The sequence below is a fragment of the Massilia scottii genome (assembly GCF_030846495.1).
In the GTDB taxonomy this organism is placed as follows: domain Bacteria; phylum Pseudomonadota; class Gammaproteobacteria; order Burkholderiales; family Burkholderiaceae_D; genus Telluria_A; species Telluria_A violaceinigra.
The window spans coordinates 18,098-32,508 of sequence record NZ_JAVCWM010000002.1; the positions used below are offsets into that span (position 1 = coordinate 18,098).

A 14,411-nucleotide genomic window follows, 5' to 3' on the forward strand; every position below is an offset into this window, starting at 1 on the left:
GCCCAGCCCAAAGCTAGTATGCTGTGCGCCATGTCTTCTCCCGTCACGCCCGGCCTCCTTATCCTTCATGGCAACCAGATGGAGCAACTGCGTGCCGCGCTCTTTGCCTGGCTGCGCAGCCACCCGCTCGACCCGCTCGAAACCGAAATCATCCTGGTGCAGTCGAACGGCGTGGCCGAGTGGCTCAAGATCGCGCTGGCCGAAGAAATGGGCGTGTGCGCGGCTACGCGCGTGGCGCTGCCCGCGCGCTTTTTGTGGGAAGCCTACCGCGGCATGCTGGGACGTGAACGGGTCCCGACCCGCTCCCCGTACGACAAGGGCCCGCTCACCTGGCGCCTGATGCGCCTCCTGCCGCACCTGCTGGCCGACGGCGCCTTCGCCCCGCTGCGCCATTTCCTGGGCGACGGCGACCCGGAACGGCGCCTGCAACTGGCCGAACGCCTGGCCGACCTGTACGACCAGTACCAGGTGTACCGCGCCGACTGGCTCGACGACTGGAGCGCGGGGCGCGACCGCCTGCGCACGGCGCGCGGCGAGGTGACCCCGCTCACGCCGGACCAGCGCTGGCAGGCGTGCCTGTGGCGCGCCGTGAACGACAGCCTGCCGCCCCAGCTGCGCGACTCGGGCCGCGCCACCATCCACCAGCAGTTCGTGCGCGCCAGCGAGAGCGGCGCGGAGCCGGCCGGGCGCCTGCCGCGGCGCGTGGTGCTGTTCGGGATGTCGGCGCTGCCTTACCAGACCTTGCAGGCCATCGCCTCGCTCTCGCACCACACCCAGGTGCTGCTGGCGGTGCCGAACCCGTGCCAGTTTTATTGGGGCGACATCATCGAAGGGCGGGAACTGCTCAAGGCCGCCCACAAACGCCAGCGCCAGCGCGGCGGCATCGACCTGTCAGGCGTGCCGCTCGAAGAACTGCACGCGCACAGCCATCCGCTGCTGGCCAGCTGGGGCAGGCAAGGGCGCGATTTCATCCGCATGCTCGACGAATTCGACACCGAGTCGGGCGAGCGCGCCGACAAGCTGCGCATCGACCTGTTCAGCGACGGCGAGGGCGAGACCCTCTTGGCGCAGGTGCAGGCGGCCGTGCGCGACATGCTGCCGCTGCGCGAGCATCCGTGCGCCAGGGGCCTGGCGGAACCCGGCGCGGTTGCCAACCCTGCGCCACGTGACCGCTCGATCGAATTTCACGTCGCCCACAGCGTGCAGCGCGAAGTCGAGGTACTGCACGACCAGCTGCTGTCGTGGTTCGGCGCGCCCGGCGCCAGGCCGCGCCCGCGCGACGTGGTGGTCATGGTGCCCGACATCGACACCTTTTCGGCCGCGATCCACGCCGTGTTCGACCAGCACAAGCGCAGCGACCCGCGCTTCATCCCGTTCGAGATCGGCGATGTGAAGGACCGCAGCGTCAATCCGCTGCTGGTGTCGCTCGAATGGCTGCTTCGCCTGCCGCAGCAGCGCTGCCGCCAAAGCGAAGTGCGCGACCTGCTCGACGTGCCTGCGCTGGCCGCGCGCTTCGGCCTGTCGGAAGACGAATTGCCCATCCTCGGCAACTGGATCGAAGGCGCCAGCGTGCGCTGGGGCCTGGACCAGCAGCACCGCGACGGCCTCGGACTCGGCTCGGCCGGCGAGCAGAATGCCTGGATTTTCGGCGTGCGCCGCATGCTGCTCGGTTACGCCAGCGGCGCCGGCGGCAGCTTCCGCCAGATCGAGCCGTACGCCGAAGTGGGCGGGCTCGATGCCGCGCTGGCCGGCTCGCTGGCGCAACTGATCGAAACCCTGCTGGCCTGGCGCGCCGCGCTGGCCGAGTCGCGCACGCCGGCGCAGTGGGGCGAGCAGGCGCGCGCGCTGCTGGCGGCGTTTTTCGCCGCCTCCGAGGAAGGCGACCGCCTGACCCTCGCGCAGCTGCACGACGCCCTGCAAGGCTGGCTCGAGACCTGCGACAGCGCCGGCTTCGACGAGGAGGTGCCGCTGGCGGTGCTGCGCGAAGCGTGGCTGGGCGCCCTCGACGAGCCGACCCTGAACCACCAGTTCGTGTCCGGCGGGGTGACCTTCTGCACCCTGATGCCGATGCGCGCGGTGCCGTTTCGCGTGGTGTGCCTGCTCGGCATGAACGATGGCGATTTTCCGCGCCGCACGCGGCAGGCCGACTTCGACCTGCTGGCGCTGCCCGGCATGGCGCGCCCGGGCGACCGTTCGCGCCGCGACGACGACCGTTATCTGATGCTCGAAGCCGTGCTGGCGGCGCGCGAGAAGCTATATGTGAGCTGGGTCGGGCGCAATGTGCGCGACAACAGCGAGCAGCCGGCCTCGGTGCTGGTATCGCAACTGCGCGACTACCTGGCCGAGGGCTGGGACCTGGACCTGGCCGCGATGACGACCGAACACGCGCTGCAGCCGTTCAGCCGGCGCTATTTCGAGCAGGGCGGCATGCTGACCTACGCGGCCGAATGGCGCGCCGCGCACGGCGCCGGCGACGCCCAAGATGACGCGGTGTTGCCGCCATTCGAGCTGGAGCCCGAATACCGCCTCAAACTGGGCGAGCTGGCGAACTTTTTGCGCCAGCCGGCGCGCTATTTTTTCCGGCGCCGCCTGGGCGTGGCGTTCGGCGACGCCCAGGCTGTCGGGGAAGACGAGGAACCGTTTTCGCTCGACGCGCTGGAGCGCTACTTTTTAGAGGACAGCCTGCTCGACGACGCCAGCACGCCCGAGGAGCTGCACGAAGTGCGCGACAGCTTGAGTGCGCGCGCCGAACGCCTCAAGCGCGAAGGCGTGCTGCCGATCGGCCTGGTCGGCAAGCAGTGGCAGGAGCAGCTGGTCGAAGGCCTGGTGCCGGTGCGCACCGCCTGGCTGACGCTGGGCGCGCGCTTCGACGAAGTGGCGCCCAAGCTGGCCGTGAGCCTCGATTTCGGCGGCGTGCACCTGGAAGACTGGGTCGACAAATTGCGCAGCAACGCCAGCGAAACGGCGTGGCTGCTGCAAATCTCGTCGAAAGTACTCGATAAAAAAGGCGCGCCGCGCGGCGACAAATTGATCGCGCCGTGGCTGCGCCAGCTGGCCGCGGCGGCGGTCGGCCAGCCGGTCACCGGCTACCTGGTCGCGCGCGACGCCATCGTCATGCTGGCGCCGCTCGAACGCGATCAGTCCTACGCGCAGCTGGCCGAGTTGGTGGCGCTGTGGCGCCGCAACATGGATCAGCCACTGCCGGTGGCCTGCAAGACGGCGCTGGCCTTGCTTCAGCAGGGCGAACCGCGCAGCACCTACGACGGCGGCTTCGAGCTGTCGGGCGAAGTGCTGGACCAGTGCCTGGCGCGCCTGTGGCCCGATTTTACGGCCCTCAATGCCAGCGGCGAGTTTCCGGCTGTTGCCGAAGCGCTGTACGGACCGCTGGCGCGCTGGCTCGGCCAGCACATCGAGATCGCCGCCATGGACAGGGACGCGGCATGAGCCAACTGCTCGACGCCCTGCATTTTCCGCTGTCCGGCACGCGCCTGATCGAGGCCAGCGCCGGCACCGGAAAAACCTGGACCATCGCCGCCCTGTACCTGCGCCTGGTGCTCGGCCACGGCGGCGAGAACGGCTTTGCGCGCGCGCTGCTGCCGTCCGAAATCCTGGTAATGACCTTTACCCGCGCCGCCACGCGCGAGCTGTCGAACCGGGTGCGCGAGCGCCTGGTTGAAGCGGCCGGCTTTTTCCGGGGTGAGCTGGAACTGGACGACCCCTATCTGCACCAGCTGGCCGACGCCTGCGGCAGCGAGGGCGAACGCATGGTCGCCGCGCACCGCCTGATGCTGGCCGCCGACACCATGGATGAAGCGGCCATCTTCACCATCGACGCCTGGTGCCAGCGCATGCTGCGCGAGCACGCTTTCGACAGCGGCAGCCTGTTCGACGAAGAACTGGTCAGCGACGAACACGCGCTGTTCGAGGACGCGGCGCACGATTACTGGCGCCAGAATGTGTACCCGCTCGACAGCGGTGCGCTCGGCGCGCTGCTGGCTTGCTGGCCGGACGTGCGCGCGCTCAAAAATACAGTGCGCGAACTGGTGCGCCGGGTTGCGGTGCTGGGCGATCCGCCCGACGAATCGCTGGAAGAAGCCATCGACCGGGTCGAACGCACGCAGGCGGCCGAACTGGCGAAGCTGAAAGCCGGTTGGGCCGAGCGCGCCGACGCCATGGAACAGTGGATCGCCGCCCAGCGCGAGATGGCCCCCAAGTGCTTCAACGGGAACAAGCTGCGCGCCGATTCGCTGCTCAAGTGGTTCGAGGCGCTGCGTATCTGGGCGCGCGCACCGGCCATGCTGATGCCCGCGCTGACCGACACCGCCTGGCACCGCCTCACCCCGGACGGCATCACGGATGCGTTCAGCAAGGGCTTCAGCGTTGACATTCCACCGTGCTTCGACGCCACCACCGACCTGTGGGAAGCGCTCAAGGCGATCGACCCGCTGGCGCACGCGCTGTACCGCCACGCCGCCTTTCATATCGCGCGGCGCATGATGGAACTGAAACGGCGCAAGCGCCAGTTCGGCTTTGCCGACATGCTCGAGCGCCTGAAAAGCGCGCTCGAAGGCGCCAACGGCGAAGCCCTGCGCCAGCGCATCGTCGACCAGTTCCCGGTGGCGATGGTCGACGAATTCCAGGACACCTCGCCCGACCAGTATGCGATCTTCAACCTGCTGTACCGGGTGGCCGACAACGACCCGTCACGCGGCCTGTTCTTGATCGGCGACCCGAAACAGTCGATCTACGGCTTTCGCGGCGCCGACATTCACAGCTATCTGGATGCGCGCCGCGCCACCGAAGGCCGCCACTACCAGCTCGGCACCAACTACCGCTCGACGGCGGCGCTGGTGGAAGCGGTCAACCAGCTGTTCCTGCACGCCGAAGGGCGCGACGGCCATCCCGGCTTTGCGGCCGGGGCGTTCCGCTTCCGCAAGGGGGGTGTCAATCCGCTGCCGTTCGACGCGGTTGCCGCCAAGGGCCGTGCGCAGCAACTGGTCGGCGTGGACGGGCCGTACCAGGCGCTGGCCATCTGCAGCACCGGCCGCGACGACCTCAAGGCCGACGATTACCGGGAGTTTTTCGCCCATCACAGCGCCGAGCATATCGTCAGCCTGCTGAACGACCCGCATGCGGGTTTCAGCGAAAACGGCACGTTCACGCGGCTGGTGCCGGCCGATATCGCGATCCTGGTGCGCGACCGGCGCGAGGCGACCGCGATCCGGCGCGCGCTGGCGCAGCGCAAGGTGCCCAGCGTGTACCTGTCCGACAAGGATTCGGTGATCGAAAGCGAGGAGGCGGCCGACGTGCTGCGCTGGCTGCAGGCGGTGGCCAATCCGCTCGACGGGGCGCTCGCGCGCGCGGCCTTTGCCACCCGCACGTCCGGCCTTTCCTTGGGCGAACTGGCGCGCCTGTCGTCGGACGAACTGGCGTGGGAAGTGCGGGTCGAACAGTTGAAGGGTTTGCACATCGTGTGGCAGCGCCAGGGCGTGCTGGCCATGCTGCGCCGCTTCATCCACGACATGCGCCTGCCGTCCGCGCTGCTGCGCCAGGCCGGCGGCGAGCGGCGCCTGACCAATCTGCTGCATCTGGCCGAACTGCTGCAAAGCGCCAGCAGCCAGCTCGAAGGCGAGCAAGCCCTGATCCGCTGGTTCGCCGAACAGCTGGCCGGGGTGGGCGAGGGCGGCGACGAGCGGGTGCTGCGGCTCGAGAGCGACGCGGAGCTGGTCAAGGTCGTCACGGTGCACAAATCCAAGGGGCTGGAGTATCCGCTGGTGTACCTGCCGTTTGCCGTGACGGCGCGCACCACCGACCGGCGCAACCGCAGCTTCTTCGAATTCGTCGGACGCGATGGCGTGCGCCGCATCGACCTGGCGCTGTCGGACGAAGCCTTGACCGCCGTGGACCGTGCGCGCATCGAGGAAGACCTGCGATTGCTGTACGTGGCGCTGACGCGCGCGCGCCATTTTTTGTGGCTGGGCGTGGCCGCGGTGACGGCGCGCAAGGCGGGCGACAACAAGCTGCACGAGTCGGCGCTCGGCTACCTGCTCACGGGCGGGCAGCCGATCGGCGCGGACGACATCCAGCCGTACTGGGAAAAGCTGCGCGGCGGCTCGCAAGCGATCGACCTGCGTTCGCTCGATACGCCGCAGGGCATCACCATGCTGGCGCGCGACGAGGCCAGGCCGGCGCTGGTCGATGCTGCGCCCTTCGGCGGCAGTTTCGAGCGCAACTGGGCGGTCGGTTCGTTTACCTCGCTCACGCGCCAGACCAGCGCGGCGCCGATGCGCGCGCAGGAAGAGACCTTGTTCGACGAAGAACAGCAACAGCAAGCCCCGCGTACCGAGGACGCACCATGGCACCGCTTCCCGCGCGGCTCTGTGCCGGGAAATTTTTTGCACGAACAGCTTGAGTGGATGGGGCAGGAGGGCTTTGCCATCGCCGGCGACGAGCAGTTCGCCGCGCGCCTGGGCCAGCGCTGCGAGCGCGCCGGCTGGGGCCATCGCCAGGATGATGCGGTGACGTGGCTGCGCGCGGTGGCGACCACGCCGCTGCCGCAACTGGGCGCGCCGCTGGCCGCCATCGGGCACGTCATTCCCGAAATGGAGTTCTGGTTCCCCAGCGAGCAGTTGAACAGCGCAGCGCTCGACCGCCTGTGCACCAGGCATCTGCTGGGGAAAACGCCGCGTCCCTCGCTGCCCGAGCGCCACCTGCACGGCATGCTCAAGGGCTTCGCCGACCTGGTGTTCGAGCATGAAGGCCGCTACTGGGTGATCGATTACAAGTCGAACGCGCTCGGCACCGGCGACGCCGCCTACGGCAAGGCCGCGATGGCGGCCGGGATGGCGGTGCACCGCTACGATATCCAGGGTGCGATCTACATGCTGGCCCTGCATCGCCTGCTCAAGAGCCGCCTGGGCGAGGCCTACGATCCGGCGCGCCAGCTGGGAGGTGCGATTTTCCTGTTCCTGCGCGGGATCGCCAATGCCGCCACGCGCGGCTGCTACCTGCTCGAACCGGACCTGGTGCTGCTCGATGGCCTCGACGCGCTGCTCGGCGTTTCTCCGTCGCGGGAGGATGCATGAAGAGCGCCCCTTCGCTCGACGTCCTGTGGGCGCAGGTCGCCATGCTGACCGAAGATGGCCAGCTGCGGCGCCTGTCCGGCACCTTTGCGCGCTTTGTCGGCTCGCTCGGCACCGCCACCCCGGCGCTGATGCTGGCCTGCGTGCTGCTGTCGGAACTGGAAGGGCGCGGCCACAGCTGCCTGATGCTCGACCAGCTGGCGCTCGATCCGGCCACGCTGATGGCCTGGGACAAGGACCAGTGGGATGCGCTGGCCCGCTCGGCCGGCGCGCTGCCCAGGAACCGCAAGGGCTGGATCGACCAGCTGACGGCCTCGGACCAGGTGTGGCACGTGGGCGACCTCGATTTCGACCAGCCGCTGGTGCTTGACGGCGAGCGCCTGTACCTGCGCCGCTACTGGCGCGACGAAACCCTGGTCGCGCAGACGATCCGCGCGCGCGCCGGGCAGGTGCGCGAGGTCGATGCGCCGTCGGTGCGCATCTGGCTCGACATCCTGTTCGCGTCGGAGCGCCGCACCAAGGGGCCGGACTGGCAAAAACTGGCCTGCGCGATCGCGCTGCGCGGCTCGATTGCGATCATCACCGGTGGCCCGGGGACCGGAAAGACCTACACGGTGGCGCGCCTGCTTGCGCTGCTGTTCGCGGTGGCGCCGGACGCGGGACGGCAGCGCATCGCGCTGGCCGCGCCGACCGGCAAGGCGGCGGCGCGCCTGAAGCAATCGATCGACAAGGCGCTGACCGAACTGGCCGACAAGGTCGGCACCACGCTGCCGCTGCGCGACCTGACGGCGCGCATGGGGGCGGCGCGCACCTTGCATAGTTTGCTGGGAGCGCGTCCCGACACCCGCACCTTTGCCCATCACAAGGGCAATCCGCTCGACATCGACGTGCTCATTGTCGACGAAGCGTCGATGGTGCACCTGGAGATGATGGCCTCCCTGCTCGATGCGCTGCCTGTGGGCGCGACCCTGATCCTGCTGGGCGACAAGGACCAGCTGGCGTCGGTGGAGGCGGGGGCGGTGCTGGGCGATCTGTGCCGCGATGCGCAGGCGGGCGGGTATTCGGCAGCGACGATGGCGTATGCGCTGGCGGCCAGCGGCGAGACCATTCCGGCCGAATTTGGCGGCGCCGGCGGGGCGCTGGCGCAGCAGACCGTGATGCTGCGCAGCAGCCGCCGCTTCAGTGGCCCGATCGGGCAACTGGCGCTGGCGGTGAACGCGGGGGACGTCGGGCGCGCCGAGGAAGTGCTGCGCGCTGGCGACGGCACGGTGCGCTGGATCGAGCATGGGCACCAGCAGCATGTGGTGCAGCTGGCGTTTGACGGCTACGCGCCGTATCTGTCGCTCCTGGGCGAGGGCGATGGCGGCCAGGCGCACGAAACCTGGGTGCGCGCGGTGCTGCATCGCTTCGAGGCGTTTCGCGTGCTGTGCGCGGTGCGCGAGGGCGAGTGGGGCGTGGGCGGCTTGAATGAAGCGATCGAGCAGCGGCTGGACGGGGCGGGCCTGATCCGGCGCCGCGGCGAATGGTATGTGGGGCGGCCGGTGATGATCACCCGGAACGACTACGGCACGGGCGTGTTCAATGGCGATATCGGCTTGACCCTGGGCGATCCGGCCCGTCCGGGGTCATTGCGCGTGTATTTCCTGGAGGGCGACAAGGTGCGCAGCGTGCTGGCCACGCGTTTGCGGCATGTGGAGACGGCATTTGCGATGACGGTGCACAAATCGCAGGGATCGGAGTTTGCGCACACGGTGCTGGTGCTGCCGCGCGAACGCGGGGCGATGATCGCGCGCGAACTGATTTATACGGGCATTACGCGGGCCAGCGCGCAGTTCACGCTGGTGTCGCCGCTGGCGGCGATTCTGGGCGAATCGATTGCGCAGCGCACCCAGAGGGCGAGCGGATTGCGGGAGATGATTGCGGGGTGAGGCAAACTGTCGTTTCCGCCAATGGTGGAAGGTCGTTTCCGCCAATGGTGGAAACGACGGGCTGCGTTGTTACGCGCGGCGGTGGCGGTGAATGACCGGTTTGTTCTGCTTTAACTTCACGCGGCTGTGCAGCCCCGCCTTGACCACCGGACCACGGGCCACGGTGACGATCACCGGCTGGTTACGTCCACGGCCACGCAAGCTGGTTTTGATCACCGGCGCGCGCGCCGCCGACGCCATGATCACCGGCCGCGCGCGCTGGCGTGTCGGTGCACGGGCGATCACAGGGGCTTCATCGCCGGCAATGAAGCGGCGGATGCTGAGCGCATCGACAATCCGGGTCGAACTGGCTTTGGCGTTGAGCAGCACCAGGGTCGCATTCTTGCCAGCCGATTTGATCTTCATGATCAGGCAACGGCCCGCTTCTTCCGTGTACCCGGTCTTCGACAGGCCGATTTCCCAGCCCTTGGCGCCGACCAGGCGGTTGGTGTTGCGGTACTCGACCTCGCGGCCGCTGATATTGATCGTCTCGCGCGACTCGGTCGTCATGCGCGTAATTTCCGGATATGCCGACGCCGCCTTGGCCATCTTGACCAGGTCCAGGGCGGTCGACTTGTTGTTCGGCGACAGTCCGGTCGGCTCTTCGATCACGGTCTGGGTCATGCCCAGCGCCGCCACCTTGGCACGCACGGCCGACTTGAACGCGACCACGCCGCCCGGAAAGGTGCGGCCCAGGGACGCCGCGGCGCGGTTGTCGGAGCTCATCAATGCCAGCGAGAGCACATCGCCGCGGCTGATCACCGCGCCGACCGGCACGCGCGAGGTGCTGTGCTTGAGGATGTCGACGTCGCGCTGGTCGATGGCGATCAGCTCGTTCATGTCTTGCTTGGCGTCGAGCACGACCATGGCGGTCATCAGTTTGGTCAGCGATGCGATCGAGACGACCTGGTTGGCGTTCTTTTCGAGGAGGATCTTGCCGGTGTCGTCCTCGATCACCAGCACTGAATGCGATCCGAACGGCACGGCAACAGCGGCCGCGGCAGACAGCGACATCAATAGGGTGACAAGCAATTTCTTGATCATGTGGTTGGTCTTTGCAGTAGGGCTGGGTCAATGGCGGCGCGGGGAGCGCGGCAGCTGCTGAACGGGGTAATTCTATACGGCAACTACTTAATAAGGGGCACGATAGCATCAAAGGCGCGGCTATGTCTAGCGTGCGCTAAGCAAAACGAGCTCAAGCGCAAGAAACACCTTAATAAAGTCGCGTAAGTACCTGAATTATTTCAAGAAAGCAAAGTTTCTCGCATGCTATTCGGGTGGCGGAAATGCTATTGGGCGATGCCGTGGGGGCAGGAAAAGGGAGGGGGGAGACGGGCGGAAAAGCCGCTTGCGCGTCGATGGCGCAAGCGGCGGGGGAAGGCTTATTTGACCTGGTAGATCTTGTCGAATTCACCACCGTCGTCGAAGTGTTTTTTCTGCGCCTGTTTCCAGCCGCCGAAGACCTCGTCGACCGTGAACAGCGAGATCGGCTTGTAGTTGGCGGCAAACTTCTTGGCCACCGCTTCCGAGCGCGGGCGCAGGAAGTGCTTGGCGCCGATGGTCTGGCCGACCTCGGAGTACAGGAAGTTCAGGTAGGCGGTGGCCTGCTTGCGCACGCCGCGCTTGTCGACCACCTTGTCGACGACCGCCACGGGCGACTCGGCCAGGATCGATACGGCCGGGTAGACGACCTCGAAATTGTCGCCGAACTCGGTGCGCACCATCTGCACTTCGCTCTCGAAGGTCACCAGGGCGTCGCCGATGTCGCGCTGGGTGAAGGTGGTGGTGGCCGCGCGGCCGCCGCCGTCGAGCACCGGCACGTTCTTGAAGATGCGCTTGACCAGCTCGCGCGCCTGGACTTCGGTGCCGCCTTTCTTGATCACGGAGCCCCACGCGGCCAGGTAGGTGTAGCGGCCATTGCCGGCTGTTTTCGGGTTGGGGATGACCACCTTGGTGCCGGGCTTGGCCAGGTCGTCCCAGGTCTTGATCTGTTTAGGGTTGCCTTTGCGCACCAAAAAAATCATGGTGGAATAGAAGGGCGCCGCATTGTGGGGAAACTTCTTGGCCCAGTCGGCCGCCACCACGCCGCGGTCGGCCAGCATGTCGATGTCGTTGGCCTGGTTCATGGTCACCACCGATGCCTCCAGGCCGTCCGCGACCGAGCGCGCCTGCTTGCTCGATCCGCCGTGCGACTGGTTGATGGTGATGGTTTCGCCCGTGGTCTTCTTCCATTCTGCAATAAATGCCGGATTGATCTCCTTGTACAGCTCGCGCGCCACGTCGTACGAGACGTTGAGCAGCTGCGCATCGGCGGCGCTGGCGCCGAGTGGCAGGATGGCCATGCCGGCTGCCAGGGACAGAATCGCCCGGCGGGTACGCATATTGCATGTTGTTTTCATGGTGTTCTCTTGGGCTTTCTATTGTAGGAACTGAGACGCATGGTCTAAAATCCGCAGCCAAAACGGAAGGATTGTTTTGTCATATGCTTAGATGGGGCAATGCTGGTAGTGTCGCATAAGCTTTCTTGATTTTCTTCGTTGGCACGGGCTGCCGGGCGGCGTAGGCTGGTCGGGTTGGGCAAATTCGCAACAGGCGCGCGCGCCTGTTTTTGGTATAGTTGGGTTGCACTTGGACTGCGGCAACACCTTTTACTCTTTTGTTATTGGTTATCGTGATTACACATGGGTATTGAGATTCGCATTGCTGTGCCAGAAGACGCGTTCGCCGCGTGTGACGTCTTGCGCCGCTCGATTACCGAGTGCTGCGTGGCCGATCACCAGCACAATCCGGACGCGCTGACGGCGTGGCTGGGCAACAAGACACCGCAGAATGTGGCGAGCTGGTTCGTATCGCCGGCCAACCATGCCCTGGTGGCGGAGCGCGACGGCGCCGTGGTGGGCGTGGCCTTGTTGACCCAGGCAGGCAAGTTGTCGCTGTGCTACGTGTTGCCCGAAGCGCTGTACAGCGGCGTCGGCAAGGCGCTCCTGCAGGGCGTGGAAGCCCAAGCGCGGACGTGGGGCGTGAGCGTGTTGCGCCTGAACAGCACTGTCACCGCCAGCAAGTTTTATGAACGTAACGGCTACATCCTCGCGGGCAAGGAAAAGAGCTGCTACGGGCTGGAGTGCGACTTCTTCTGGAAGAAATTGAACGCCTGCGAGACGAACGATCCCAGCCCACGCAAGCGTTTTTGCAACTGTACCGGGCAATAATGTACGTGCGCCCTGTGCGCGCGGCAAGCTTGCGCTATAGTGTGCGCCTTGTTTACTGAGTATTCGTCATGGCCACGCGCAGAGATTTCCTACATCAAGGCTTATGCCTGTCCACCATGGGCATGATTTCGGTTCCGCTGATCGGCTGCGGCAGTGCGAGCGCCGCGCCGGCGGACAAGGCCAGGCGGCCGGTCCAGGTCGCCAAAGCAGGCAAGCCGGCGCCGGCCGCCCGGACGCCGGCACGATCCGCGCCGGTCCCGGACACCGAACTGGCGCCTCCTCCCGATATTTTCGATGCGCAAGCGCTGGATCTGGATTTCTGGCTCAAGCCGCGCGTGTTGACGCTGACGCGTCCGCAAAGTGGCGAAAAGGCCAAGGTGCTGTACTGGAAGGATGGCCAGGTCATCGATTCGGCCTATCAGGAACTGTGTCACTTGATGCGTGACGTCAACGGCAAGGAAACCGCGCCGATCGATCCCAAGCTGTTTGAAACGCTGTGGGGCACGCAGGCCTTCATCGCCCGCTACGGCATCGAGGAACCGCTGGAAATCCTGTCGGGCTTTCGGACTTCCAAATCGAACGACAAGCTGCGCGAAGCGGGCGTGCCGGCGGCGCGCCAGTCGCTGCACATCGACGGCAAGGCGGCCGATATCCGCATCGCCAATCTGAATGCCGACGTGCTCGGCGGGCTGGTGCGCAGCTTCCGCCAGGGCGGGGTAGGGTATTACTACCGTTCCGGACCGCGCGGCGGCTGGATTCATGCCGATACCGGGCTCAAGCGCACCTGGAAGGGCTGATCGCCGCACGGTATTTCCAAGCGCTCGCGTTGATGCCGCTGCCCGGCGTGCGGATGCAAAAGAAATTGTGAGTGAGCGGGCGCGCGTCGGCTCGCTCATTCACTCACGGTAATAGTCTTTCATGACCTCATGGCTCCAGACTGGCTGCCTTACTTCCCCGATCGGGCCGAATTCCGCCAAGTACGGTTTGATATCGGGCACCGGGCTCCCATCCACAGCGTCGAGCCCGCGTACGCGCAATGTACGACCATCGACGGACAATAGCTGACAACGAGCCAGGCCAATCAGGTTCGGGCGCGCCTTGGCGCGTTGCGCCAGTATCCCGACGTTCGGCCAGTCGGCGCGCCCGCGCGGATGCCGGGCTCCTCTTTCTATTTCTTCCAGCGGGACGCGATGAAGGTGATATGTGTGGTGCCACCTTGTCCCATGCGGTTTGATGGAACATCGGAATGACGGGCATGGTCTATCGGCTCCCCGCTTTTTGAAATAGGTGTGATTCAAAAATGGTTTGCATCCTGATGTGAACAGAAACAATATTCATTCGACACTGTTATGTGGACGACCACCGATCAATCGGAGCCGGGCCACGATCTGTCTCGCACAGCAAGGAATTTTGTAGCAATCCGCAAAGGTCCTACCGCCGCCTGATGGGTCGCGCTGGAGTCCGCTCCCTCTTCAGTGCCCTGCGCCATTTCCCGCGGGCGCTTCTATGATGCAAGGAATTGGGCTGGAGCCGGCGCAGACTGGGTCGCCGCCTTGAATTCTTTTCCGATGCGGTTCCACGAGCGCTGAAATTCCCATTTGAATGGCGAAATTCGATCTGAGCGCTTTATCTTTTTTGTCGGAATTATTGGTCTTATTCTTTTCAAAAACAAGCTTTCGGCCAGTGCCATTTTCTAACATTGCTTGAATATCCCCGCTTGCATCGTAGATGGCGGTGATCGCCCGGCCATCAGAATACGTGACCGCCTGGAATCGCCCGGTTCGATCATACAGATACGTTCCAACAGTCCCGTCCGGTCTTGTCTCCGACTGAATTTTTCCATTGGCGGAAGTGTATTTCGTTAATGTGGCCAACTGAATGGCGAGCTTGGCCATTGTCGCAAAGATTGCATCCTCTTCAGCTGAGCCCTTCTGTGTGCTGGTTGTGGCAGGCTGCCGGTGGTCACCAGGATTTGCCAGGGCGGCTTCGGCGCTTGCCCATCCAAACGCCATGAAAGCCGCCATCATTTTCGACGCCAATTTCTCATGCATACGGACTCCACTTTGATCGTTATGCCCTATACCAATCATGACTACGTCGGGCACGAATTTCTATCCTAGTAAAACGAACGAAGTGGTATCTGGTCCGGATCA

9 protein-coding genes are annotated in these 14,411 nt (G+C 65.5%); 5 read left to right on the forward strand and 4 right to left on the reverse strand.

Annotated features, from left to right (window positions below):
- Positions 1 to 30 precede the first annotated feature (30 nt).
- Genes recC through recD form a run of 3 tightly spaced genes read left to right on the forward strand, consistent with a single transcriptional unit; the run spans position 31 to position 9,010 of the window.
- Positions 31 to 3,444: an exodeoxyribonuclease V subunit gamma gene (gene recC / locus RBA41_RS02415; protein WP_306620680.1), complete on the forward strand. Its 3,414-nt coding sequence runs from the start codon at positions 31 to 33 to the stop codon at positions 3,442 to 3,444.
- Positions 3,441 to 7,085: an exodeoxyribonuclease V subunit beta gene (gene recB, locus RBA41_RS02420; RefSeq protein WP_306620682.1), complete on the forward strand. Its 3,645-nt coding sequence runs from the start codon at positions 3,441 to 3,443 to the stop codon at positions 7,083 to 7,085. Before recC ends, recB begins: the two co-directional genes overlap by 4 nt.
- Positions 7,082 to 9,010 carry an exodeoxyribonuclease V subunit alpha gene (gene recD, locus RBA41_RS02425; protein WP_306620684.1) on the forward strand — a complete coding sequence of 643 codons (1,929 nt, stop codon included), beginning with the start codon at positions 7,082 to 7,084 and terminating at the stop codon, positions 9,008 to 9,010. Before recB ends, recD begins: the two co-directional genes overlap by 4 nt.
- Before the next feature lie 69 nt (positions 9,011 to 9,079).
- Here recD and RBA41_RS02430 read toward each other — a convergent pair whose 3' ends face one another.
- Both RBA41_RS02430 and RBA41_RS02435 read right to left on the reverse strand, forming a co-directional pair.
- Complete coding sequence (locus RBA41_RS02430; protein ID WP_306620686.1) at positions 9,080 to 10,093, reverse strand: serine hydrolase; 1,014 nt, start codon at positions 10,091 to 10,093, stop codon at positions 9,080 to 9,082.
- A gap of 338 nt (positions 10,094 to 10,431) precedes the next feature.
- Positions 10,432 to 11,448: a sulfate ABC transporter substrate-binding protein gene (locus RBA41_RS02435; protein WP_374709473.1), complete on the reverse strand. Its 1,017-nt coding sequence runs from the start codon at positions 11,446 to 11,448 to the stop codon at positions 10,432 to 10,434.
- A 282-nt stretch (positions 11,449 to 11,730) separates the two neighbouring features.
- On the opposite strand from RBA41_RS02435, the gene RBA41_RS02440 reads away from it, so the two are divergent.
- Together RBA41_RS02440 and RBA41_RS02445 are read left to right on the forward strand one after the other, a co-directional pair.
- Complete coding sequence (locus RBA41_RS02440) at positions 11,731 to 12,258, forward strand: GNAT family N-acetyltransferase (RefSeq protein WP_306620688.1); 528 nt, start codon at positions 11,731 to 11,733, stop codon at positions 12,256 to 12,258.
- A 122-nt stretch (positions 12,259 to 12,380) separates the two neighbouring features.
- A complete protein-coding gene (locus RBA41_RS02445) occupies positions 12,381 to 13,055 on the forward strand; it encodes a YcbK family protein (protein WP_306620690.1) in 675 nt (224 codons plus the stop codon).
- A 99-nt stretch (positions 13,056 to 13,154) separates the two neighbouring features.
- On the opposite strand, the gene RBA41_RS02450 is transcribed toward RBA41_RS02445, so the two are convergent.
- On the reverse strand, positions 13,155 to 13,589 hold the full coding sequence (locus RBA41_RS02450; protein ID WP_306620692.1) for a TrmO family methyltransferase domain-containing protein: 435 nt from the start codon (positions 13,587 to 13,589) through the stop codon (positions 13,155 to 13,157).
- Between the two features lie 141 nt (positions 13,590 to 13,730).
- Entirely contained in the window at positions 13,731 to 14,309 is a 579-nt protein-coding gene (locus RBA41_RS02455) for an RHS repeat domain-containing protein (protein WP_306620694.1), read from the reverse strand.
- Between the last annotated feature and the right edge of the window lie 102 nt (positions 14,310 to 14,411).

Excerpts from the sequence above, each read along its gene's own strand:
- recC (WP_306620680.1), top strand. The coding sequence starts at position 31 with ATGTCTTCTCCCGTCACGCCCGGCCTCCTTATCCTTCATGGCAACCAG.
- recB (WP_306620682.1), top strand. The coding sequence starts at position 3,441 with ATGAGCCAACTGCTCGACGCCCTGCATTTTCCGCTGTCCGGCACGCGC.
- recD (WP_306620684.1), top strand. The coding sequence starts at position 7,082 with ATGAAGAGCGCCCCTTCGCTCGACGTCCTGTGGGCGCAGGTCGCCATG.
- RBA41_RS02430 (WP_306620686.1), bottom strand. The coding sequence starts at position 10,093 with ATGATCAAGAAATTGCTTGTCACCCTATTGATGTCGCTGTCTGCCGCG.
- RBA41_RS02435 (WP_374709473.1), bottom strand. The coding sequence starts at position 11,448 with ATGAAAACAACATGCAATATGCGTACCCGCCGGGCGATTCTGTCCCTG.
- RBA41_RS02440 (WP_306620688.1), top strand. The coding sequence starts at position 11,731 with ATGGGTATTGAGATTCGCATTGCTGTGCCAGAAGACGCGTTCGCCGCG.
- RBA41_RS02445 (WP_306620690.1), top strand. The coding sequence starts at position 12,381 with ATGATTTCGGTTCCGCTGATCGGCTGCGGCAGTGCGAGCGCCGCGCCG.
- RBA41_RS02455 (WP_306620694.1), bottom strand. The coding sequence starts at position 14,309 with ATGCATGAGAAATTGGCGTCGAAAATGATGGCGGCTTTCATGGCGTTT.